At 41.3% G+C, this 21,623-nt stretch carries 22 protein-coding genes and 3 pseudogenes; 19 read left to right on the top strand and 6 right to left on the bottom strand.

From position 1 onward, the window contains the following. The first annotated feature begins 46 nt into the window (after nucleotides 1-46). The 6 genes and pseudogenes from SRA_RS01255 to SRA_RS10405 all read left to right on the top strand — a co-directional run. Nucleotides 47-892, top strand: a complete 846-nt coding sequence (locus SRA_RS01255; protein ID WP_003086751.1) for an SAM hydrolase/SAM-dependent halogenase family protein — start codon at nucleotides 47-49, stop codon at nucleotides 890-892. A 9-nt stretch (nucleotides 893-901) separates the two neighbouring features. Further along, nucleotides 902-1,434, top strand: a pseudogene (locus SRA_RS01250) (ECF-type riboflavin transporter substrate-binding protein). A gap of 28 nt (nucleotides 1,435-1,462) precedes the next feature. Then, nucleotides 1,463-3,139: an ABC transporter ATP-binding protein gene (locus tag SRA_RS01245; protein WP_003086749.1), complete on the top strand. Its 1,677-nt coding sequence runs from the start codon at nucleotides 1,463-1,465 to the stop codon at nucleotides 3,137-3,139. Beyond that, a pseudogene (locus tag SRA_RS01240) lies at nucleotides 3,132-3,842 on the top strand (energy-coupling factor transporter transmembrane component T family protein); the annotation flags it as partial. The gene SRA_RS01245 and the pseudogene SRA_RS01240, both read left to right, overlap by 8 nt. Before the next feature lie 56 nt (nucleotides 3,843-3,898). Beyond that, nucleotides 3,899-5,250 (top strand): IS3 family transposase gene (locus SRA_RS01230; RefSeq protein ID WP_126417896.1). Its coding sequence is split into 2 segments (ribosomal slippage): nucleotides 3,899-4,358 and nucleotides 4,358-5,250, totalling 1,353 coding nucleotides; the frame shifts between segments, so codons are not numbered across the junction. Between the two features lie 31 nt (nucleotides 5,251-5,281). Beyond that, nucleotides 5,282-5,404, top strand: a pseudogene (locus SRA_RS10405) (energy-coupling factor transporter transmembrane component T family protein); the annotation flags it as partial. Nucleotides 5,405-5,603: 199 nt separating this feature from the next. On the opposite strand, the gene rsmG reads toward SRA_RS10405, so the two are convergent. Then, the gene (rsmG, locus tag SRA_RS01225; RefSeq protein ID WP_003086738.1) at nucleotides 5,604-6,317 is read right to left on the bottom strand and encodes a 16S rRNA (guanine(527)-N(7))-methyltransferase RsmG; all 714 of its coding nucleotides are present in this window, start codon (nucleotides 6,315-6,317) and stop codon (nucleotides 5,604-5,606) included. 85 nt (nucleotides 6,318-6,402) lie between these two features. On the opposite strand from rsmG, the gene SRA_RS01220 reads away from it, so the two are divergent. From SRA_RS01220 to der, 8 genes are all read left to right on the top strand, one after another. Beyond that, on the top strand, nucleotides 6,403-6,963 hold the full coding sequence (locus SRA_RS01220) for a LemA family protein (protein ID WP_003086737.1): 561 nt from the start codon (nucleotides 6,403-6,405) through the stop codon (nucleotides 6,961-6,963). A gap of 9 nt (nucleotides 6,964-6,972) precedes the next feature. After that, a complete protein-coding gene (htpX, locus tag SRA_RS01215) occupies nucleotides 6,973-7,872 on the top strand; it encodes a zinc metalloprotease HtpX (protein WP_003086736.1) in 900 nt (299 codons plus the stop codon). Between the two features lie 454 nt (nucleotides 7,873-8,326). Then, nucleotides 8,327-8,863 carry a YceD family protein gene (locus tag SRA_RS01210; protein WP_003086735.1) on the top strand — a complete coding sequence of 179 codons (537 nt, stop codon included), beginning with the start codon at nucleotides 8,327-8,329 and terminating at the stop codon, nucleotides 8,861-8,863. A gap of 356 nt (nucleotides 8,864-9,219) precedes the next feature. Further along, nucleotides 9,220-9,909: a response regulator transcription factor gene (locus SRA_RS01205; RefSeq protein WP_003086734.1), complete on the top strand. Its 690-nt coding sequence runs from the start codon at nucleotides 9,220-9,222 to the stop codon at nucleotides 9,907-9,909. A gap of 165 nt (nucleotides 9,910-10,074) precedes the next feature. Next, nucleotides 10,075-10,566 (top strand): transcriptional regulator NrdR, encoded by a 492-nt coding sequence (gene nrdR / locus SRA_RS01200; RefSeq protein ID WP_003086732.1) that lies wholly within the window; start codon nucleotides 10,075-10,077, stop codon nucleotides 10,564-10,566. Next, on the top strand, nucleotides 10,553-11,719 hold the full coding sequence (locus tag SRA_RS01195) for a DnaD domain protein (protein WP_003086730.1): 1,167 nt from the start codon (nucleotides 10,553-10,555) through the stop codon (nucleotides 11,717-11,719). The genes nrdR and SRA_RS01195 overlap by 14 nt, the downstream gene beginning before the upstream one ends. Next, nucleotides 11,720-12,622, top strand: coding sequence for a primosomal protein DnaI (dnaI, locus tag SRA_RS01190; protein ID WP_003086728.1), 903 nt, complete (start codon nucleotides 11,720-11,722; stop codon nucleotides 12,620-12,622). A 12-nt stretch (nucleotides 12,623-12,634) separates the two neighbouring features. Continuing rightward, nucleotides 12,635-13,945: a ribosome biogenesis GTPase Der gene (der, locus tag SRA_RS01185; protein ID WP_003086718.1), complete on the top strand. Its 1,311-nt coding sequence runs from the start codon at nucleotides 12,635-12,637 to the stop codon at nucleotides 13,943-13,945. Between the two features lie 349 nt (nucleotides 13,946-14,294). Here the strand turns inward: der and SRA_RS10325 are convergent, their stop codons facing one another. Together SRA_RS10325 and SRA_RS01180 are read right to left on the bottom strand one after the other, a co-directional pair. Further along, nucleotides 14,295-14,462 carry a hypothetical protein gene (locus SRA_RS10325; protein ID WP_003086716.1) on the bottom strand — a complete coding sequence of 56 codons (168 nt, stop codon included), beginning with the start codon at nucleotides 14,460-14,462 and terminating at the stop codon, nucleotides 14,295-14,297. Nucleotides 14,463-14,487: 25 nt separating this feature from the next. Beyond that, nucleotides 14,488-14,769 carry a Blp family class II bacteriocin gene (locus SRA_RS01180; RefSeq protein ID WP_003086714.1) on the bottom strand — a complete coding sequence of 94 codons (282 nt, stop codon included), beginning with the start codon at nucleotides 14,767-14,769 and terminating at the stop codon, nucleotides 14,488-14,490. 637 nt (nucleotides 14,770-15,406) lie between these two features. Between SRA_RS01180 and SRA_RS01175 the strand changes: the two genes are divergently transcribed. From SRA_RS01175 to glpK, 4 genes are all read left to right on the top strand, one after another. Next, complete coding sequence (locus SRA_RS01175) at nucleotides 15,407-15,586, top strand: Blp family class II bacteriocin (protein ID WP_003086713.1); 180 nt, start codon at nucleotides 15,407-15,409, stop codon at nucleotides 15,584-15,586. 36 nt (nucleotides 15,587-15,622) lie between these two features. After that, entirely contained in the window at nucleotides 15,623-15,823 is a 201-nt protein-coding gene (locus SRA_RS01170; protein ID WP_003086708.1) for a Blp family class II bacteriocin, read from the top strand. Between the two features lie 23 nt (nucleotides 15,824-15,846). Continuing rightward, entirely contained in the window at nucleotides 15,847-16,011 is a 165-nt protein-coding gene (locus SRA_RS10320) for a hypothetical protein (protein WP_003086706.1), read from the top strand. Nucleotides 16,012-16,116: 105 nt separating this feature from the next. Next, on the top strand, nucleotides 16,117-17,637 hold the full coding sequence (gene glpK / locus SRA_RS01165) for a glycerol kinase GlpK (protein WP_003086704.1): 1,521 nt from the start codon (nucleotides 16,117-16,119) through the stop codon (nucleotides 17,635-17,637). 246 nt (nucleotides 17,638-17,883) lie between these two features. On the opposite strand, the gene SRA_RS01160 is transcribed toward glpK, so the two are convergent. Then, nucleotides 17,884-18,240, bottom strand: coding sequence for a hypothetical protein (locus SRA_RS01160; RefSeq protein WP_003086701.1), 357 nt, complete (start codon nucleotides 18,238-18,240; stop codon nucleotides 17,884-17,886). 43 nt (nucleotides 18,241-18,283) lie between these two features. Beyond that, complete coding sequence (locus tag SRA_RS01155; RefSeq protein WP_225310764.1) at nucleotides 18,284-18,511, bottom strand: bacteriocin-type signal sequence; 228 nt, start codon at nucleotides 18,509-18,511, stop codon at nucleotides 18,284-18,286. Between the two features lie 216 nt (nucleotides 18,512-18,727). Between SRA_RS01155 and SRA_RS01150 the strand changes: the two genes are divergently transcribed. After that, on the top strand, nucleotides 18,728-19,843 hold the full coding sequence (locus SRA_RS01150) for an ISAs1 family transposase (RefSeq protein WP_003086492.1): 1,116 nt from the start codon (nucleotides 18,728-18,730) through the stop codon (nucleotides 19,841-19,843). Nucleotides 19,844-20,167: 324 nt separating this feature from the next. Here the strand turns inward: SRA_RS01150 and serS are convergent, their stop codons facing one another. Beyond that, a complete protein-coding gene (serS, locus tag SRA_RS01145) occupies nucleotides 20,168-21,451 on the bottom strand; it encodes a serine--tRNA ligase (protein ID WP_003086693.1) in 1,284 nt (427 codons plus the stop codon). Nucleotides 21,452-21,623 lie beyond the last annotated feature (172 nt).

The raw sequence follows: 21,623 nt of genomic DNA, 5'->3' as shown, positions 1-21,623 counted from the left end.
TGTCTTGTGATAAAATAGGAATTGAAAGGAAGGCGAGTCAGTTCAAATGAGCAATAATTTATTGGTTTTGCAGTCAGATTTTGGTTTGGTTGACGGTGCGGTATCAGCTATGATTGGTGTAGCCCTGCAGGAGGAACCGACGCTTGGCATTCACAATCTGACCCATGAAATCACTCCCTATAATATTTTTGAAGGTTCCTACCGGCTTTTTCAAACGGTGGAATATTGGCCGGAAGGAACGACTTTTGTGTCGGTTGTAGATCCGGGTGTCGGTTCGGATCGAAAAAGTGTGGTGGCGCTGACAAAGAAAAATCAATACATTGTGACGCCTGACAACGGCACGCTGTCTTATATCAAAAAACACATTGGTATTAAAGCTGTTCGGGAAATTTCTGAAATTGAAAACCGCCGGCGCAATACAGAACTTTCCTACACTTTTCATGGGCGTGATGTCTATGCCTTCACAGGGGCCAAGTTAGCCAGCGGCCATATTGCTTTTGAAGATGTAGGACCGGAGCTGCCTGTTGAGGCTATTGTAGAGCTGCCAACAGTGACGACGGTTATTGAGGATGATCTGGTCCGCGGAGCTGTTGATATTCTTGATGTTCAATTTGGATCTTTATGGACCTCAATTACCCGCGAGGAATTTTATACGCTTCAGCCTGAATTCAATGATCGCTTTGAAGTGACCATCTACAACAATGACATGCTGGTTTATCAGAATCAGGTCACCTATGGCAAATCATTTGCTGCTGTCCGTGTCGGCCAGCCTATCATTTATATCAATTCTCTTTACCGTGTCGGAGTTGCCATCAACCAAGGTTCCTTTGCCAAGGCCTATAATGTTGGAGTCGGTCCGCAATGGCGCATTGAAATCAAAAAAATTAATTAAGGAGAAGAAATGAAAAATAATTCTATTAAAGCGGTTGTCGCAACCGGTATTGGTGCAGCCTTGTTTGTCATTATCGGTATTTTTATTAATATTCCTCTTTTTGCCAATACCAGCATCCAGCTGCAGTATGCAGTTCAAGCCTTTTTGGCCCTGCGGTCGGCTTTTTTACTGGTCTTATTGGACATATGGTTAAAGATATGTTTGCTGGCTACGGAATCTGGTGGTCATGGGTGATTCCAAGCGGTCTGGTTGGTCTGGGCATAGGTTTTTTGAAAAATCATCTTCGTATCGAAAAGGGGCTTTTTACAGCCAAGGATATACTGACTTTTAATATTGTACAGGTGATTATTAATGTTATTGCCTGGGGTATTGTAGCTCCCTTAGGAGATATTATCATTTTCAATGAACCCGCCAGCAAAGTATTTATTCAGGGCCTGCTTGCGAGTGTGGCCAATGCATTAACAATTGGTATCGGTGCTACTGTCTTGCTGGCTGTTTATGCCAAAACACGGACACAGTCAGGCAGCCTGTCCAAAGACTGACCTTTTTGAAAATCAGGGATAACATCTTATGGAACCATTTATAGAATTTAAGGATTTTTCCTTCAAATATGATGCTCAGGCAGAACCTACCCTGAAAAATATCAATTTATCAGTAAAAAAAGGAGAAAAAGTACTGATTATCGGGCCTTCTGGCTGCGGCAAATCAACTTTGGGCCATTGCCTAAACGGCATTATTCCTAATATTTACAAGGGCCAGGCTAGCGGCAGCTTAACCATTGGCGGCAAGCCTTCCTTTGATTTATCTGTATATGAAAAATCCCATCTCGTCTCAACCGTTTTACAGGATCCAGACGGTCAGTTTATTGGTTTGACGGTTGCTGAGGATTTAGCTTTTGCGCTGGAAAATGACTGTACGGATCATCAGACAATGATTGAAAAGGTCAATATTTGGGCTGATCGCTTAGAGCTGACAGATTTGCTTGATCATCGCCCCCAAGACCTCTCAGGCGGCCAAAGGCAGCGGGTCAGCTTAGCAGGAGTACTAATTGACGAAAGTCCGATTTTGCTCTTTGATGAGCCTCTGGCTAATCTGGATCCAAAGGCTGGGCAGGACACTATTGATCTGATCGATCGGATTCATCAAGAAGAGGAAACGACCACTATTATTATTGAACATCGGCTGGAAGATGTCCTTTACCGCCCTGTTGATAAAATTGTGCTGATCAATGACGGCCGGATTCTTTTTGATGGCAGTCCTAATCAGCTGCTGCAGACCAATCTGCTGCAGGAAAACGGTATCCGTGAACCTCTTTATTTGACAGTTCTGCGACATTTGGGCTTAGATGTGGCAAAAACCTCTCACTTAGCGGCACTCAGTCAGCTTGATCTCTCAGCTATTCATTTTGAAGAAACAGGCAGTCTGCCGGGCTCTAAAGCTGCCTCGCCTTTGCTCACTATTGACCATTTTAATTTTGCCTACACTTCGAATAGACCGATTTTAAAAGATTTATCGGTTAACATTAATAAAGGAGAACGCATCGCTATTGTCGGGAAAAATGGTGCTGGCAAATCTACTCTAGCCAAGGCGCTTTGTCAGTTTATCACTGCCAGCGGTCACATTTACTATCAGGGAAAAGACATCTCCTTTGATTCCATCAAGGAGCGCTCAGAGCGGATTGGCTATGTCCTGCAGAATCCCAATCAGATGATCAGTCAAACCATGATTTTTGATGAGGTGGCTCTGGGCCTGCGCCTTCGCGGTTTTGGTGAAGAGCAGATCAAAGAAAAGGTTTTTGAAGTTCTGAAAACCTGCGGTCTCTATGAATTTCGCAATTGGCCCATTTCTGCTCTGTCATTTGGACAGAAAAAACGTGTAACCATTGCTTCAATTTTAGTTTTGAATCCGGAAGTTATCCTATTGGATGAGCCCACAGCAGGACAGGATAAGAGGCACTATACAGAAATGATGAACTTTTTGGATGGCCTGAATGCTCTGGGACATACCATTATTATGATTACTCACGATATGCAGCTGGTGCTGGAATACTCAGACCGGGTATTGGTCATCAGCCGGGGGCAGATTTTAGCAGATCAAAGTCCTGTTGAGCTCTTCAGCCAGCCGGAATTACTGGCAGCTGCTAATTTGAAACAAACCAGTCTCTTTGATTTGGCTAAAAAGCTGAGCTGTGACCCTATTTCATTGACCCGTTATTATATTGAGCATCAAGGAGGGCAGGATGAATAAATCTTTGATTGGCTATCATGATGGCGAGGGCTTCCTTTATGACTTGTCCGGCGCCAGCAAGCTCCTCTTTTTTCTCCTTGTTTCCATTGCTTGTATGACGACCTATGATACCCGTCTTATTTTGGCAGTAGGGCTGATGTCTGTTTTACTGTTTAAATCAGCAGATATTCATTGGCGGGATGTTTCTTTTGTCATGAAGTTCGTGACGGTTTTTGCTCTTTTAAACGTGATTATGGTTTATCTTTTTGCACCTGATTACGGTGAGAAAATCTATGGTGCCAAAACACTGCTATGGGCAGGAACAGGACGGTTTTACCTGAGCTGGCAGGAAATCTTTTACCTTTTAAATCTGGTTCTCAAGTATTTTTGTACGGTTCCTTTGGCCATACTCTTTTTGATGACGACCCATCCCAGTCAGTTTGCTGCAAGTCTTAACCAGATCGGTATTTCTTATAAGGTAGCTTACGCTGTCAGCCTGACCTTGCGCTATATTCCGGATGTTCAGGAAGAGTTTTACATGATTCGGACATCGCAGGAAGCTCGCGGTCTGGAATTGTCCCAAAAGGCAAACCTGCTTAGCCGTATTAAAGGAAATCTGCAAATTATCATCCCTCTGATTTTCAGCTCTTTAGATCGTATTGATACGGTTTCGACTGCAATGGAGCTTCGGCGGTTTGGCAAAAACAAAAAAAGAACCTGGTACATGAACTGCACCCCAAAAGTTAGACAGAAAAATCTAACTTTTGGGGTGTTATTTTTATGAAATTGAGTTATGAAGATAAAGTCAACATCTATGAGCTACGGCAAAATGGTGAGAGCATCAAGTCTTTGTCAGAACAGTTTAGTGTTTCAAAATCTGTTCTCCAATATCTGATTAGACTGATTGACAAGTATGGAATTGACATTGTCAGGAAAGGGAAAAATACCTATTATTCTCCAGAATTAAAGCAAGAAATGATTGATAAAGTTCTGATGGAGGGTCAGTCTCTCAATCAAGTAGCTCTTGATTATGCTCTTCCAAATCAAGGCACTCTTCCCAATTGGATAGCGCAATACAAGAAAAACGGGTATACTATTTTTGAGAAAGCAAGAAGGAGGCCGCCAAAGATGGGGCGTAAACCAAAGAAGACCTGGGAAGAGATGACGGAGCTGGAGCGACTTCAAGAAGAAAATGAACGGCTTAGAACGGAGAATGCCTACCTAAAAAAGTTGAGGGAATTGCGCCTGAGAGACGAAGCCTTAGCGCGCGAAAGGCAGAAACAGTTAGAGAAATGGTTGATGGAGGATTCCGACTAGACCTGCTGCTAAAAACGGCTAAACTGCCCCGTGCTACCTACTATTACCAACTTAAACAGCTGGTTAAAGAGGATAAGGACAAGGCTCTAAAAGATGAAATCTGGGCTATCTTCGAGGAGCATAAGGGAAATTATGGTTACCGTAGGATTCATTTAGAACTGCGCAATCGTGGCTATGCCATTAATCATAAGAAGGTGCAGCGTCTCATGCAGGAGTTAGGCCTATCTGCCCGTAGTCGTAAGCGTAAGACATACAAGTCTTACAAGGGTGACGTGGGCAAGAAAGCTCCTAATCTGATTAACAGGGCCTTCGAGGGCTCGAAGCCCTTTGAGAAGTGTTATACAGATGTGACCGAATTCGTTTTACCAAATTGCTCTGAAAAACTTTATCTGTCTCCCGTCCTTGACGGCTATAACAGCGAAATTATTGACTTTACCTTGTCCCGTTCGCCCAACCTCATGCAGGTCAAGATTATGCTTGAGAAGGCATTCCCTGAAGAATCTTATCAAGGCACCATTGTCCATAGTGACCAAGGCTGGCAATACCAACATGAGGCCTACCATCGTTTTCTTGACAGTAAAGGCATACGTCCGTCCATGTCTCGAAAGGGGAATAGTCCTGACAATGGTATGATGGAATCCTTCTTTGGAACACTGAAATCTGAGATGTTTTATGGATTGGAGAAAACGTTTAAATCGCTGGATCACTTAGAACAAGCTATTACTGATTATATTTTTTACTACAACAACAAACGAATCAAGGCAAAATTAAAAGGACTTAGTCCTGTTCAGTACAGAACCAAATCCTTTCACTAATATTTTTGTCTAACTTTTTGGGGTCAGTACATACATGTACCAGCCCTTTAGAAAAAAGGATTTTTTAGCTATTGCTTTGGCTTGTTTAATCTTATTGATCAGTTTCTGGCTTTTCAGCCTGAACAAGGGTCGCTTTTACAATCCTTGGGGATGAAATAATAATACTAGTGAAAATCAAAATCAGACTAGGCGACGCAGATGTGGACAGAACTGCCTTCATCAAATCAAGGCAACAAGGTCTGAGTTTGATTTTCGAAGAGTATAAGAAAGCGTCATTTTATAAAGCAGATAAAAAAGCTGTCGTCCGAATCCGCAGCACTTGTGCAGCAGCTGGACCACAGTTTTTTGGCTTTCTACAGAGGTTTTTTATTGGGAATACCGGCCTTGCGCGGGTATTTGTTAGGCGTTTCTTTTTTCTTAGTTACTAGGGTAAGGTTACGTTCATCTCCGTTAGGAAGTTGGTAATGGTAATTACCTGAAACCTGACTGAACAGCACTTTCAGCGCATTCTGAGCAGCTGCAATTTCCTCATCAGCAGCGCTGGCTTTCAGCGCCAGAAGCTGTCCGCCTACCTTTAAAAAGGGGACAGTCAGCTCGGCTAATACCTGCATTCGAGCAACAGCGCGGGCAGTAACTGCATCAAACTGAGCGCGAAACTGCTTGTCCTGTCCGAGATCTTCCGCTCTACCATGATAAAAATGAACATTAGTCAGCTCCAGCTCATCAGCCAGTATCTGCAGGAATTTAATGCGTTTATTCAGAGAGTCAATGATTGTAACCTCAAGATTGGGGTAAATGATTTTCATTGGCAGACTTGGAAAACCAGCTCCAGCTCCTATGTCCAAAAGCTTCAGCGGTTCATTTTTAATGCAACCCTCTAAGATAGGAGCTGCCGAGTCATAAAAATGCTTAAGATAAACGTCTTTTTCCTGAGTAATGGCTGTCAGATTAATCTTTTCATTCCATTCGACCAAAAGTTTAAAATAAGAATCAAACTGCCTTTTTTGCCAATCGGACAGATTGATTTGGTGCTTGGCCAATGCTTGGTAAAATTCTTCAGGGGTCATGCTTTCTCCTTTTATCATCATTTATTCTAACATAATTCTTCTTTTTCTGATATAATGGAAACAGGAATTTTTAAGGAGAATCATCATGCTTATTTGGATTATTTTAATTATTATTGCCTTGCTTATTGTTTGGGTAATTGTAAGTTACAATACTTTGATCAAAAGCCGTATGCAGACACAGGAAGCTTGGAGTCAGATTGATGTGCAGTTAAAGCGCAGAAATGATCTTATTCCTAATTTGCTGGAAACGGTCAAAGCCTATGCTAATTATGAACAAAGCACTCTGGAAAAAGTGACAGAGCTGCGCAGCAAAATTTCTAATGCCAGTACGCCCAATGAAGCTATGCAGGCCAGTGATGCTCTTGGGAAGCAAATGGCCAGTATTTTAGCCGTTGCCGAAAACTATCCGGATCTCAAGGCTAATCAAAACTTTATGAAGCTTCAGGATGAACTGACCAATACAGAAAACAAGATTTCTTATTCACGTCAGCTCTTTAATTCGACAACCGCTAACTATAATGTTAAATTGGAAACCTTCCCAAGCAATGTAATTGCAGGGCTGTTTAACTTTAAAGCCAGCGAATTTTTGGAAACGCCTGAAGAAGAAAAATCAGTGCCAAAAGTTGATTTTGGCGATATGGCTTAGGAGACTGTTATGCTGTTTGATCAAATAGCCAGTAATAAAAGAAAGACAATCATTTTGCTGGTTGTCTTCTTTCTGCTTTTAGCTGCTATCGGTGCTGCAGTTGGTTACCTTTGGCTGGATAATTTAGCCGGCGGCGTCATCATTGCTTTAATCATTGGCTTCATCTATGCTTTCAGTATGATTTTTCAATCAACCAATGTTGTAATGGCTATGAATAATGCTAGAGAAGTGACAGCAGAGGAGATGCCAGATTACTATCATATTGTAGAAGACATGGCTATGGTAGCACAGATTCCCATGCCGCGTGTCTATGTGGTTGATGATCCTTCGCTCAATGCCTTTGCGACCGGCTCCAGCCCTAAGAACGCTGCAGTTGCAGCAACAACGGGCCTTTTAGCTGTTATGAACCGTGAGGAATTAGAAGGCGTTATCGGTCACGAAGTCAGCCATATCCGTAATTATGATATTCGGATTTCGACGATCGCCGTGGCCCTTGCCAGTGCTGTGACTCTTATTTCCAGTATTGGCGGCCGCATGATGTGGTTTGGAGGTGGTAGAAATCGCCGATCAAATGACAATGAGGGCGGCGGTTATGTGCAGATTATCTTGCTGATTTTTTCCATTTTAGCTATTATTTTAGCACCTTTGGCAGCTAGTTTAGTCCAGCTGGCTATTTCTCGCCAGCGTGAATATTTGGCGGATGCCAGCTCGGTTGAATTGACCCGCAATCCACAAGGGATGATTAAGGCTCTGCGCAAATTGGAGCAGTCGCAGCCTATGGCACATCCTGTTGATGATGCCAGTGCTGCGCTCTATATCAACGATCCGCAGAAGAAATCCAGCCTGCAGCACCTGTTTTATACTCATCCGCCGCTTGCTGACCGCATCAAACGCCTAGAGCAAATGTAAAACCAGAAGCTGCAAAGTTATACTTTAACAAATCAGTTACTGACTATTTAAGCTAAATAATAGTTCCAGCCAGCCTTTAAGGCTCGGTTTATTTTAAAACAAGAGAGTAGAAATGTACCGCACCCCAAAAGTTAGGGAAAAATCTAACACTTGGGAGTGCTTTTCTTATGAAATTAAATTTTGAAGACAAACTGACTATTTATAGGCTCAAAAGTCAGGGATATGATGGCCTCAGGAGGATTTCGACTAGATCTGCTCCGAAAAATGGCTACATTGCCTCGCTCTGCCTACCATTGTCACAGGACAATAAAAAAACAATCTGTTTTTTATCCATTTATCAAAACAAGTGCATTCTGTTTTTTTAGATGCAGGAGCTTAAACAGAAATTCAGGGACAAGTCAGTGGATTATTGATATAATGTTAACGATCTGAACAATTATCGGAGGAAATAAAAATGTTTACTGTTAGCGATATTAAAAAGCAGCCAGAAGGTGTGGCGTTTGAAGAAAAGCTATCTGTTGAAGAAGCTGTCAAGGAAAGAAATCCTGATGTCTTGGGTCTTGAAGATGTTTTGGCCAAGGGGACTGTTAGCTATGATAATGGTTTGTATTTGTTAAATTATGATTTGAGCTATACAATCAGTCTGCCCTCCAGCCGCTCTTTAGAAACTGTGAAACAAGCCAAATCACTATTTATTAATGAAGTCTTTATAGAAAACAGCCAGTTAGAAGATAAGAAGGATCTGGTGGATGAGAATCTCGTCTTAATCTTAGAAGATGCGGTCATTGATTTAGAAGAAAGTGTTATTGATAATATTTTGCTCAATATTCCTTTAAAGATTCTTACTGAAGAAGAAAAGAAAAATCAACAGCTGCCCTCAGGACAGGATTGGAATCTTCTTAGTGAGGAAGACTATCAAAATTTGCAAAAAGAAAAGAAAGAAAGAAACAGCCCCTTTGCAGCTCTGGATGGGTTGTTTGATGACGAGTGATATACCTCCTGCCGGATGTCAGGGAAAAGCTTCAAGGTTTCAAATTGTTGAATAAATCAAATTTTTTTCTTAGAAATTGACTCATAAAATTAATAATAGCCATTGAAAAAAGGAAAAAGAAATAGTATAATGAAAAAACTGGTGGATTATTTTAAAAAATAAAATTTTGAAAAAGAGATTGATAAAGTTTGAGTTTCCTTGATATTAAAGGAATTAGGCATTATCATAATAAAAAAATAATGACCTTATAGAACTGTAATAAGTTTGTTACTCAGACTTTATAGTTTGATTATAAAAATTTAATTTTATTAAAATAAAGTTACAAAAAATATATTGAATAATAAGCTGGGGGGTATATGGCTAAAAGTATTTTAATTATTGAAGATGAAAAAAACCTTGCAAAGTTTGTTTCTCTGGAACTGCAGCATGAAGGATATGAAGTTGACGTGGAACACGATGGACGTTCCGGCTTAGACAAAGCTCTTGAAAGGGATTTTGATTTAATCCTTCTTGATTTGATGTTGCCGAAAATGGACGGCTATGAAGTAACGCGTCGGCTGCAGCTGGAAAAAACAACCTATATCATTATGGTTACTGCCCGTGATTCTACTATGGATATTGTCACGGGATTGGATCGCGGTGCAGACGGCTATGTTATAAAACCTTTTGCTATTGAAGAATTGCTGGCTCGGGTTCGCGCCATTTTTCGCCGTCAGGATATTGAAAGGGCGAAGCATTCTGTAAAGAAAGACAGTGCTTATCGTGATTTGCAGCTGGATGTGCACAATCGAGCTGCGATTCGAAGTGGTGAAACTATACCTTTAACCAAGCGAGAGTTTGATTTGCTCAGTGCTCTTATGGAAAACATCAACCAAGTTATGACCAGAGAAGAGCTTCTGGATCGAGTCTGGAAGTATGATCAAGAGGCTGAAACGAACGTGGTTGATGTCTATATTCGCTACCTTCGCGGCAAAATTGATGTCTCTGGCAAAGAAAGTTATATTCAGACCGTCCGCGGTATGGGTTACGTTATCCGCGAAAAATAAAAAACAAGGGGGAGAAAGAGATTTCTGTCCCTTATTTTTATGTGTGTGCAGAAGGCTGCTAGGATTAGGAAATAGGTTTTGTTTGGCTGTTGCTGCTTACTTTTGTTCCAGACCAAAATATGGTAAAATAAAGTACTAACTTGAATCAAGAAGTGAGGTGTTTTCATGCGCTGTCCTAAGTGTAATTATTTAAAATCCAGTGTTGTTGACAGCCGTCAGGCTGAAGAAGGCAACACGATCAGACGCCGCCGAGAATGTGAAAATTGCCATACACGTTTTACAACCTTTGAAAGAATTGAAGAACTGCCGCTTTTAGTTATTAAAAAAGATGGAACCAGAGAGCAATTTTCCCGTGATAAAATTTTCAATGGTATTATCCGCAGTGCCCAGAAACGTCCTGTATCCAGCAGTGCTATTGAAAAAGTTGTCAATGATATTGAGCAAAAAATCCGCAGTGACTATGACAGTGAAGTTTCCAGCGTTGTCATTGGGAATTTGGTTATGGATGAGTTGGCAGAGCTGGATGAGATTACTTACGTTCGGTTTGCCAGCGTCTACCGCAGCTTTAAGGACGTTGATGAAATTGAAGCGCTCCTGCAGCAAATTACTAACCGCGTAAGAAGTAAGAAAAAGAGTACCTTAGATGAAACCGATTGATGAATTTCTCTACGTTAGGCAGAACTATCTCCTGTCGGATACTGTCAGCTTGATGCGCTTTTATTTGCCTATTATCGGCAGTGACGCTGCAGCTCTTTATCAGTATTTTATCAGTTTTTTTGATAATGGTGAGAAAAGGCATAAATTTAGCGAAGTTCTTAATCATACGCAGTTTGGTATGGCCCGTTTTGAAGAGTCCCTGTATATTTTGACGGCTATGGATCTCTTGGTTTTTTATAAGAAAGACGGCCTCTACTATATCAAATTGCTGGCGCCTTTAACTGCCGAGGCCTTTTGTAAAAATGCTGTTTACCGCAATCTTTTAGAGCAAAAAATCGGTCAGGTTGCTTTGGAATATCTGAAGCTGGATGTTCCTAAGGACGCTAGGGATCTGTCTAAAAAGTTTTCTGATGTTTTTGGGCACACAGAGCAGCCTCAGCCCAAGGAAACAGTTAAAAGCAAAACGGACTTTGATTTAGATAGTTTTAAACATCTGATGGCTAGAGACGGCCTGCAGTTTGCTGATGAACAGACAGATGCTGTTGCTTTATATGTAATCTCTGAAAAATACAAACTGACTTGGTATGAAACCTATCTTTTGGCAAAAGAAACGGCCAGTCAGCATAAAATTTCAACCAAGCGCATGCAGCTAAAAAAAGAGCAAGCCAAGCGCGATGATACGGTCAGTCAATTTTCTAAGGAAGAGCAAATTATTATTCATGAAGCCAAGTCTGACAGACCTGAGATTTTTCTGGCTAAGATAAAAAAGACGCGGCATGCAGCGATTACAGCAGATGAGCGAAAACTGCTGGCTGATTTAGCAGAAATGAGCTTTTTGGACGAAGTGATCAATGTTATGGTTTTATACACTGTTTCCAAAACTAATTCGGCAAATCTCAATAAGCGTTATTTGATGAAAATCGCCAATGATTTTGCCTATCAAAAGGTTGCTTCTGCAGAACAGGCTGTTGAAAAAATGCGCGCCTTTTCTGAACGCAAGACGAGCCAAAATCAAGGAAAAACAAAGGCAAAGAGCAATGTTCCCGAGTGGAGCAATCAGGACTATAAAAATGAAACAACAGCAGATGAGCAGGCGCGTTTAGACGAAATTAAACGTCAGACGCTTGCCAGATTGAGAAAGGATGGTGAGTAGATGGAAAAAATTGGGCAAACCTTAGCTAAAAAGAATCATCAAAGGCACTATGATACTGAAAAAATGATGCAGGCTATTTTAGCAGACCAAGATATTGCTGATTTTATCGCTGCTCACCATTTGACTCAGGAGCAGATTAAACTCAGTCTGCCTAAATTTAATCAATACTTGATGGAACGCGACCGTTTTAAAAGTGGTGCTGAGGATTATGTTGCCAAGGGTTATCAGCCAATTTTGGCTATGAATGCAGGCTATGCGGACGTTTCTTATTTAGAAACCAAGGAGCTTAAAGACTCTCAAAAGAAACAGGCTGTTTCAGAACGTATCAATGTTATCAGCCTGCCTAGATCCTATAAGAATATCTCTTTTGATGATATCAGTCTTGATGACGTCAAGCGTTTGGATGTTTTTAAGATGGTTGCTGATTTTGTTGAAAATTATCCCAGCCCTAAGCAAAAGGGACTTTACCTCTATGGCGATATGGGAATCGGCAAATCTTATCTAATGGCAGCCATGGCTCATGAACTCTCAGAGCAGAAAGGCGCTGCGACAACGCTTTTGCATTTTCCAAGTTTTACCATTGATGTGAAAAATGCTATTAACACAGGAACTGTCAAAGATGAAATTGATGCTGTTAAAAAGGCTGAAGTTCTGATTTTGGATGATATCGGTGCTGAACAGAGTACTTCTTGGATTCGGGATGAAGTTTTGCAGGTTATTTTACAGTACCGCATGTTAGAGGAATTGCCTACCTTTTTTACCTCTAACTATAGTTTTAAAGATTTAGAAGCTAAATTGGCTAATATCCGCGGAAGCGATGAAACCTGGCAGGCTAAGCGTGTCATGGAACGGATTCGCTATTTAGCTAAAGAAGTTCACCTAGAAGGTGAAAACAGAAGATAAGAAGGAGCAGTAATGGCTTTACCAACCGTGGCGATTGTCGGCCGTCCCAATGTCGGCAAATCAACGCTTTTTAACCGTATAGCCGGTGAACGTATTTCCATCGTTGAAGATGTTGAAGGAGTGACTAGGGACCGCATCTATGCAAGTGCAGAGTGGCTTAACCGCAAGTTTTCCTTGATCGATACAGGCGGCATTGATGATGTTGATGCGCCGTTTATGGAACAGATCAAGCATCAGGCTGATATTGCTATGACAGAGGCTGATGTTATTGTTTTTGTGGTATCTGGCAGAGAAGGAGTCACAGATGCTGATGAGTACGTTGCAAGGATTCTCTACCGTACCAACAAGCCTGTTATTCTAGCTGTCAATAAGGTGGATAATCCTGAAATGCGTAATGATATTTATGATTTTTATTCGCTTGGTTTGGGAGATCCCTATCCTGTTTCATCTGTCCATGGACTTGGAACCGGAGACGTGCTGGATGCTATTGTGCAAAACCTTCCAACGAAATTCGAAGAAGACAATCCTGATGTGATAAAATTCAGTCTGATTGGCCGTCCCAATGTTGGTAAATCCAGTCTTATTAATGCTATTTTAGGAGAAGAGCGCGTGATTGCGAGCCCTGTTGCCGGTACCACACGCGATGCTGTTGATACGCATTTTACGGACAGCCAAGGTCAGGAATTTATCATGATTGACACTGCTGGTATGCGCAAGTCCGGAAAGGTTTACGAAAATACAGAAAAGTATTCTGTCATGCGTGCCATGCGTGCTATTGAGCGTTCTGATATTGTACTTATGGTTATCAATGCGGAAGAGGGAATTCGCGAGTATGATAAGCGCATAGCTGGCTTTGCTCATGAAGCCGGCAAAGGGATTATCATCGTTGTCAATAAGTGGGATAGGGTTAAAAAGGACAATCATACAGTTGCCCAGTGGGAAGATGATGTAAAAAATAATTTCCAATATATCACTTATGCCCCGATTATCTTTGTCTCGGCTTTAACTAAGCAGCGTTTAAACAAGTTGCCGGATATGATTAAACAGATCAGCCAAAGTCAAAATACGCGAATTCCGTCAGCAGTGCTCAATGATGTCATCATGGATGCTGTTGCTGTTAATCCAACACCAACCGATAAAGGCAGACGGCTCAAAATATTCTATGCGACACAGGTTTCTGTTAAGCCGCCAACGTTTATCATTTTTGTTAATGAAGAAGAGCTGATGCATTTTTCTTATCTGCGTTTTTTAGAAAATCAAATTCGTCAAGCCTTTGTTTTTGAAGGAACTCCTATCCGTTTGATCGCCCGGAAACGCAAGTAGAAGTAGGTGCTGGCAAAAGTTTGGGCGGCCCAACAAAGACAGTCAAGAAGATGTTGGTCTTGCTATTCGCCTTTACGGGAAAGAGAAGGCTTATGGTATTTCGGTTAAGGCAGTTCTCTCGAGCATAAAAAATCAGAGACGACGCTCTTAAATAGCATAAGATTTCAGACTTACTGATTGCTGGACTGCTTTATTATTTTTCTTAGGAAAACAGCCTCAGTCATCATCTTGCGGCAACCGAGAACAATCGCCAGGATTGGCGGAAATAGGATTTGATTTATTAATAGGATAAAAACAGCCCAATTCCTTTTGAGCTTAGGAATCAGGCTGTTTTTGTGTTTACATGATGTTATGCAAAATACTTTCCTTTTAAGTAAAGCGCAATAACCAAAAGATTTTCTACTAACAATATTGTAAATACAATAAGTTTAATATTTTTAATTGGCAATAACAATGAAATAAGCAGCAAGACAGGGTAGCTTGCAAGAACAAACCAAGCGAATTTAGGTGATAGCATATATCCCCCTTTCTTCCAGAGGTAATTAAACCCAAGGCCCCCAAGTATTAACACCCGCTCCAGCTATGCCGAGAGTTGCGGCTCCGGTTACGGCTCCGCCGATAGCTCCGGCAGTAGCTCCAGGCAGTGCACCAACAAGTGGAACAGTCACAGTTCCAACAGCAGCTCCAGCCGCTGCTCCAGCAAATAAGCCGCCCACTCCTCCGGCTATAGCACCGGCAACACCTAAAATAACACCACCGGCCTCAACGGATGATAGAGACTCAGTATCCAAAGTTTCAAATTGTTCAAAAGCTAAAGTGTTCATTAAACGTATCTCCTTTTTATAATTTATCTCCATAGTAATACTTTTTTTACAGAAATCAAGGAATGACGTCAATTGTTGTAAATATGTTATTTTTTTGAAAACTCCCCTTTTATTTTCTGGATATTTTCTTTAGAAATAATGTTATGGTAATACAATTGTTAAAAACTCAAGAATATTAGAAATTGTGGTAGGATAATTAGAAATCTGATTCTGATAATGATAGGATCTCCAGTTTAATTTCCAGAGTAGTTGCTTTTTCTCTATTTGTTTTGGTTAATTCTCACAAATGTGGCAGAGAATAGCGTGAGCCATGGTGTTTAGCAATAGAAACCGGCGCTGTAATACTACTGTCATGAGCATTTACCTGAGGAACCTATTTATAAAACTTCTGTTTTCCTTTTCTCATAAATCTGCCTTTATTATGCCGAAAAAATTAAAAGAATTGGAGTGAATGTCGTGAACGACCCCAAATAGGTCGTAAATGGGAAAAATGACTTTTGATTTCTCACTAAAATGTCCATTCACGACTTATTTGATACCATTTACGACAATCGCCACACAAACGGATTAAAATAAGTTATACTATAGGTGCTTCTTGGCAAGGGATAAGATCAAAAAATGAAAAAGGAGTTTTATTATGAATACACAAGCATTTGAACGATTTGACATAATGGACAATGAAGCACTTTCAACTGTTGAAGGTGGACTTTCGGATTGTGCAACGGGCATTCTTGGCACAGGCGGACTTGGCGCAGTTGGTGGCCCGTGGGGAATGGTTGGTGGAGCAATGGTCGGAGCAGCAGCTTTTTGCTTTTAATAAACTTGATTGAAAATATATATTTGGAGGTAAGATATGAATAAATATATTTTAGAACAATTTGAAGAAATAGATACAAAAACTTTATCTGAAATTAGTGGAAACGGTTACGGTGCTCAATGTGTTTTAGGAACTGTTGGAGGTACTATTATGGGCGGTGCGCTCTTTGGTCCGGGTGGAGCAGCAGCCGGCTTTGCAGGCAGTAGTACGGCTTTTTGTTACGATACTGTCAGTTAATTATACTAGCTGGGGTTCATAATATGAAAAAATATTTAGTCATTCCTTGTGTATTGATAGTCTTATTTTTAGGGATTAGGGTTCTCTTAACGTCAAGCAATATGTTGCAGATGACGTTTGCCCTTATTGGTATGCTGCTGGTTTTATTTGGCATTTTTAAAGAATACGGTAAGGCGGACAAAAAATAAGGACTAGTGCATTTACTTGATATTTTTGGGCTAATTTATCGCCTTGAGAAAAGAAAAAGAGTAAGGTATAATGTCTGTAAACGTTATCAAAAAAGGAGACAAGCCATGACGGACTCTTATATCTTAGCAATTGATGAAGGAACAACTTCAACACGGGCCATTCTTTTTGATAAGGCAGGAAAGAAAGTGCATGAAGCCCAAAAGGAATTTCCCCAATATTTTCCGCAGCCTGGCTGGGTCGAACATGATGCCAATGAGATTTGGAATGCCGTACAGGCTACCTTGGCCACTCTTTTTATTGAATCGGGCATCAAACCTCAGCAGATTGCAGGCATAGGTATTACCAATCAGCGTGAAACCGCAGTTATCTGGGATAAGGCGACAGGTTTGCCTATCTACCATGCCATTGTCTGGCAGTCCAGACAGACCAGCAGTATTGCTGATAGGTTGGTGGCTGACGGTTATCAGGAGAACTTTCATGCTAAAACGGGTTTGATTGTCGATGCTTATTTTTCCGCCACTAAAATTCGCTGGATTTTAGATCAGGTACCGGGAGCCCAGCAGCGAGCTGAAAACGGAGAGCTGCTCTTTGGCACGATTGACACTTGGCTGCTCTGGCGTCTGACAGGCGGACAGGCGCATATGACAGATTACTCTAATGCCAGCCGAACCATGCTTTTTAATATACATGATTTAACTTGGGATCAGGAGATTCTGGATTTACTTCAAATTCCGTCCAGTCTCTTGCCAGAAGTGAAGGCTAATTCCGAAGTATACGGTTATACTGTCCCCTTTCATTTTTTTGGCAGTTCCGTTCCTATTTGCGGTATGGCAGGAGACCAGCAGGCGGCTCTCTTTGGACAGCTTGCCTTGGAAGAAGGAATGGTGAAAAATACTTATGGGACAGGTGCCTTTATTGTTATGAATACAGGGACAAAGCCTATTAAGTCAGCTAATCATTTATTGACGACTATCGCTTATGCGTTAGATGGAGAGGTGACCTATGCTTTAGAGGGTTCTGTCTTTGTAGCAGGCTCTGCTTTGCAATGGCTGCGCGATAAATTGCATCTCTTAGCATCAGCACCTGATTCTCAGGCAGCGGCTTACCGCTCGAAAAGCCATAACGAAGTTTATCTGGTTCCTGCTTTTACGGGACTTGGAGCCCCTTACTGGGACAGTGGAGCGCGCGGTGCGGTCTTTGGGCTGACCCGCGGAACGAGTGATGATGACCTTATTAAAGCAACCCTGCAGTCATTGGCTTATCAGACGCGAGATGTTATAGATACCATGCGGGCTGATACAGCTATTGCTATTCCTCAATTGCGGGTAGATGGCGGTGCAGCTATGAATACTTATCTCATGCAGTTTCAAGCAGATATTCTCCAAATACCAATTGAACGGGCAGCTAATCTGGAAACGACGGCTCTGGGAGCAGCTTTCTTAGCAGGCTTGGCTATTGGTTATTGGCAGGATACAGAAGAATTAAAGGGGCTTTTTACTGCCGGTCAGCGATTTGAACCGTTAATGCATGCTAAAGAAGCAGAAGAACTCTACCAAGGCTGGCAAAGAGCTGTTGCTGCGACTCGTTATTTTGCTGTGAAGGATAAAGCTGATGAGTTAAGCTGACGCAGCAATCAGTCTGTCCATATTCTGATTTAGATTTATTGGCTCATTGTCAGCTGTCAAGTTGATATGGGCCATTTTTGTCTTTTCTTTTAATTAGAAAACTTTTGAAACGAAACAAAAAAGCCCTCGAAAAGTATGTACTGTACCCTAAAAAGTTAGACAAAAAATCTAACTTCTGGGGTGCAGTTCAGTATTTTCTGAGGATTTTTATTTGAAGTTTATTTTACAGCTATGATTGTTATTTAATCAACCCTTCTTTTTATTTATCCATCTGACAATTCCAGCAACTAACAACACTGTTGTTAAACCCAAAGCGACAATGATTACTGCAGAGTTCACCATAGTGGGTAAAGTGTCAATTCTATTGATTAAACGTATAGCAGAAAGGACAGCGAGAAGAAGTAGTGCAGAAGATTCAATCCTGATAAGTGAAATCATCCCATTATCAATTGCCCACAAAAAGCCTGGAAAGCAAACTAATGCAATCGCTATTACAAATAGATTTGATAATTTCTCCTCACCATTGTTAACCACTGTCATCATAAGAATGTTTGATATGATGATAATTGCTGTACAAATGATAAAAGAACTTTTTCTTCTCACGATAACCACCTCAAAACGTAGCTTGCTTTAACAAATACCTAGATTAGGTTGCCAGACCATAGCCAATGTATGCACCTGAAGCTGCACAAGTAGCAAGGTATGCGGCTCCCACTCCCCAACCAATCGGACCGGTAGTTGCGCAAAGTGCCATGGTCGCACCAAGATAAACTGTAGTACCACCAAAAACACGATCCCAATTGACTCCGCCTTCCACACTGGCAAGCATGTCATTGTCCATAAGTTCGAACTGATCAAAAGCTAAAGAATTCAAGACAAACTCTCCTTTAAATTTCATTTACTCTTGCTCAATTAAGTAATAGGATTTTAACTTATTGGATACATTTTTTATTTTAGGCTGGTTTTAAGAAAAAATCAAGGATAAGCAGGATTTGCCACGACAAACGCATGAAGAAAATATCGTTTTCAGAAATTAATTTCATAAACGAGATAAAGGACTTCCGTTATAATAGTAGTGGAGGTCGTAGTTATGAATGAGATGATTCGTTTTTTGGTAGAAGTTAGAGATGTCAGGGAGCCCTGGAAAATCAAACATTTGTTATCAGACATTGTTCTCTTAATATTCTTCGCTCGTTTATCAGGCGCAGAGTACTGGGATGAGATTGAAGCCTTTGGCAATGCCTACGAAAGCTCCTTACGGACTGTTCTTAGTTTAGAAAATGGCATCCCATCACACGATACGCTTCAGCGTGTTTTCGCGACATTAGACCCACAGGTTCTTGTAGAAGTTACGCAGATGTGGGCTAACATTTTAGAGGAGGCTGATCTCTCTGCCAAGACTTTTACAACCTTTTCGAAACGGTTGGTTGCGATTGATGGCAAAACTGTCCGAGGCAACGCCAGTCAAACCCAGAAAGCCTTGCATATTGTCACAGCTTATGCGACAGACTTAGGGATAGCCTACGGTCAAGTGGCGACTGATGAGAAGAGCAACGAAATCACAGCGTTCCCCGTCTTACTAGATATGATTTCTATCAAAGGTTGCCTGATTAGTATAGATGCTATAGGAACTCAAAAGGCCATTGCGGAAAAGATTATCCAGAAAAAAGGCGACTACTGTTTGGCTGTTAAAGAGAATCAGAAGGGACTATTAGAGGATATTCGTCCCTATTTTGAGTTGGATTCTAGGCGGGATGATACTTACGAAACCGTTGAAAAAGCCCACGGTCAAATCGAGGTCAGACAGTATGATGTCCTCCACGATGTCGGTTGGCTGAGAAAAGTTCATCCGGATTGGGGACATATTCAGAGTATAGGTCGAGCTCGTATTCAGATAACAAAGAATGGACAAGAAAGCAAAGAGAGTCGCTACTTTATTCTGAGTTGCCAGGTCAGTGCTCAGGAATTGTGTGCTTATGTTAGAGGGCATTGGCAGATAGAAAGTATGCACTGGTTATTGGATGTTGTTTTTCGTGAGGATGCCAATAAGACGCTAAACAAGCACTTAGCTTTTAATTTGAATGTGATGGATAAATTTTGTTTAGCTGTATTGAAGCGACTAGATACAGGAAAGAAAATGAGTATGAGGCATAAGAAATATGTCCTTAGTTTGTCCTTTGACAAGTATCTAAGCCGCCTACTCTAAGTTAAAAAAGGGTTCTATCGTTCAGAAAATGAATTGGAGCGTCTCATGCGTTTGTCGTGAGGATTTGCTATGTATACTTAATTTTTTTGATGTATTCGGATAATTTTTTAAAAGTAACGTAAAATAAAACAACCTTTTCTCTCTTGCTATAAGTAGAAAAGATGGCAGAACAAAAATCATTCTCTTATATTGACAGCTTTTGCAGGGCTTTTCGATTAATCGCAAAGATTCTAAAATAGGGCTTATTAAGAAAAAAACTAGGGTGCATCTGCAGTGCACTCTAGTTGTGATGGAGTAAAAACGATTAATTAGCTATGGCTGTGTCTATTTATTTTTGGGACCAATGACCTCAGCTCCGCCCATATAAGGTCTGAGTACTTCAGGAATAGTTACAGAACCATCTTCATTTTGATAATTTTCAAGAATGGCAGCAACGGTGCGGCCAACGGCCAATCCTGAACCATTTAGGGTGTGAAGAAGTTTCACTTTGCCATCAGCTTCGTCGCGGTAACGGATTTGAGCACGGCGTGCTTGGAAGTCTTCGGTGTTTGAGCATGAAGAGATCTCGCGGTAAGTGTTTTGAGCAGGAATCCAGACTTCTAAATCGTAGGTTTTAGCAGCTGAGAAGCCCATATCGCCAGTACAGAGGGTGATGACACGGTAAGGCAGCTCCAGCTTTTGCAGGATATTTTCGGCATTAGCCACCATTTTTTCCAATTCATCGTATGATTCTTCCGGCTTGGCAAACTTGACCATTTCGACCTTATGAAATTGGTGCAGGCGGATAAGTCCGCGGGTATCACGGCCGGCAGAACCAGCTTCTGAACGAAATGACGGGCTCATGGCAGTGAAGTAAACTGGCAGGTCTTTACCATCAATGATTTCATCGCGATAATAATTGGTCAGTGGAACTTCAGCTGTCGGAATGAGAACGTAGTCAGTATCTGCCAATTCAAAGGTATCTTCTTTGAATTTGGGATATTGGCCTGTTCCAAACATAGACTCATGGTTGACCATGTATGGCGGGATAACTTCTGTGTAGCCTTCTTTAGCGTGTTCATCGAGCATGAAGTTATAGATAGCCCGCTCTAAACGAGCCCCCAATCCCTTGTAAAACAAGAAACGTGACCCTGTGACCTTGGCACCCCGTTCCCAATCTAAAATATCGAGATTTTCCCCCAGATCCCAGTGAGCTTTGACATCAAAGCTAAATTCACGAGGAGTTCCCCAGCGGCGAACCTCAACGTTTTCATCTTCATCAGCTCCTATAGGAACGCTTTCGTGAGGTGTATTGGGCAAAACAGTTATAATCTTAGTTAGTTTTTCATCGATTTCAGCCAGCTCAGCATCAGTTGCTTTGATCTGCGCTGATAATTTCTGCATGGCAGCAATCTGTGCAGAAGCGTCTTCTTTATTGCGTTTAGCCTGTGCAATAGCAGCAGAAGCTGTATTACGCTCTGCTTTAGCCTCTTCAGATTTTATAAGAAGAGCACGGCGTTTGGTATCAAGATCTTTGAGCTCTTTCAGGGTGCTCTGGCTGACACCGCGATGGACTAATTTTTCAGCCATGCTGTCAAAATTGTTGCGAATTTGTTTGATATCTAGCATTTTTTCTCCTTAACATAAAAACACAGACAGTGACTTGCTGGAGCGCTTTAAGCGCGGTTCCATCCAGCTTCACATTCTGTGCCCTTAATTACTATAATAAATAAAAATTTCACGGTAGAATTTCACACGGTTTCTTTACCTGCTCGCAGCAGCCGCAGGCTTTCTGAAAAAG

It is taken from the genome of Streptococcus ratti FA-1 = DSM 20564, assembly GCF_000286075.1.
Taxonomy (GTDB): Bacteria; Bacillota; Bacilli; order Lactobacillales; family Streptococcaceae; genus Streptococcus; species Streptococcus ratti.
The sequence above is the reverse complement of the archived record's forward strand: the minus strand, read 5'-3'. Positions and strand labels throughout refer to the sequence as shown.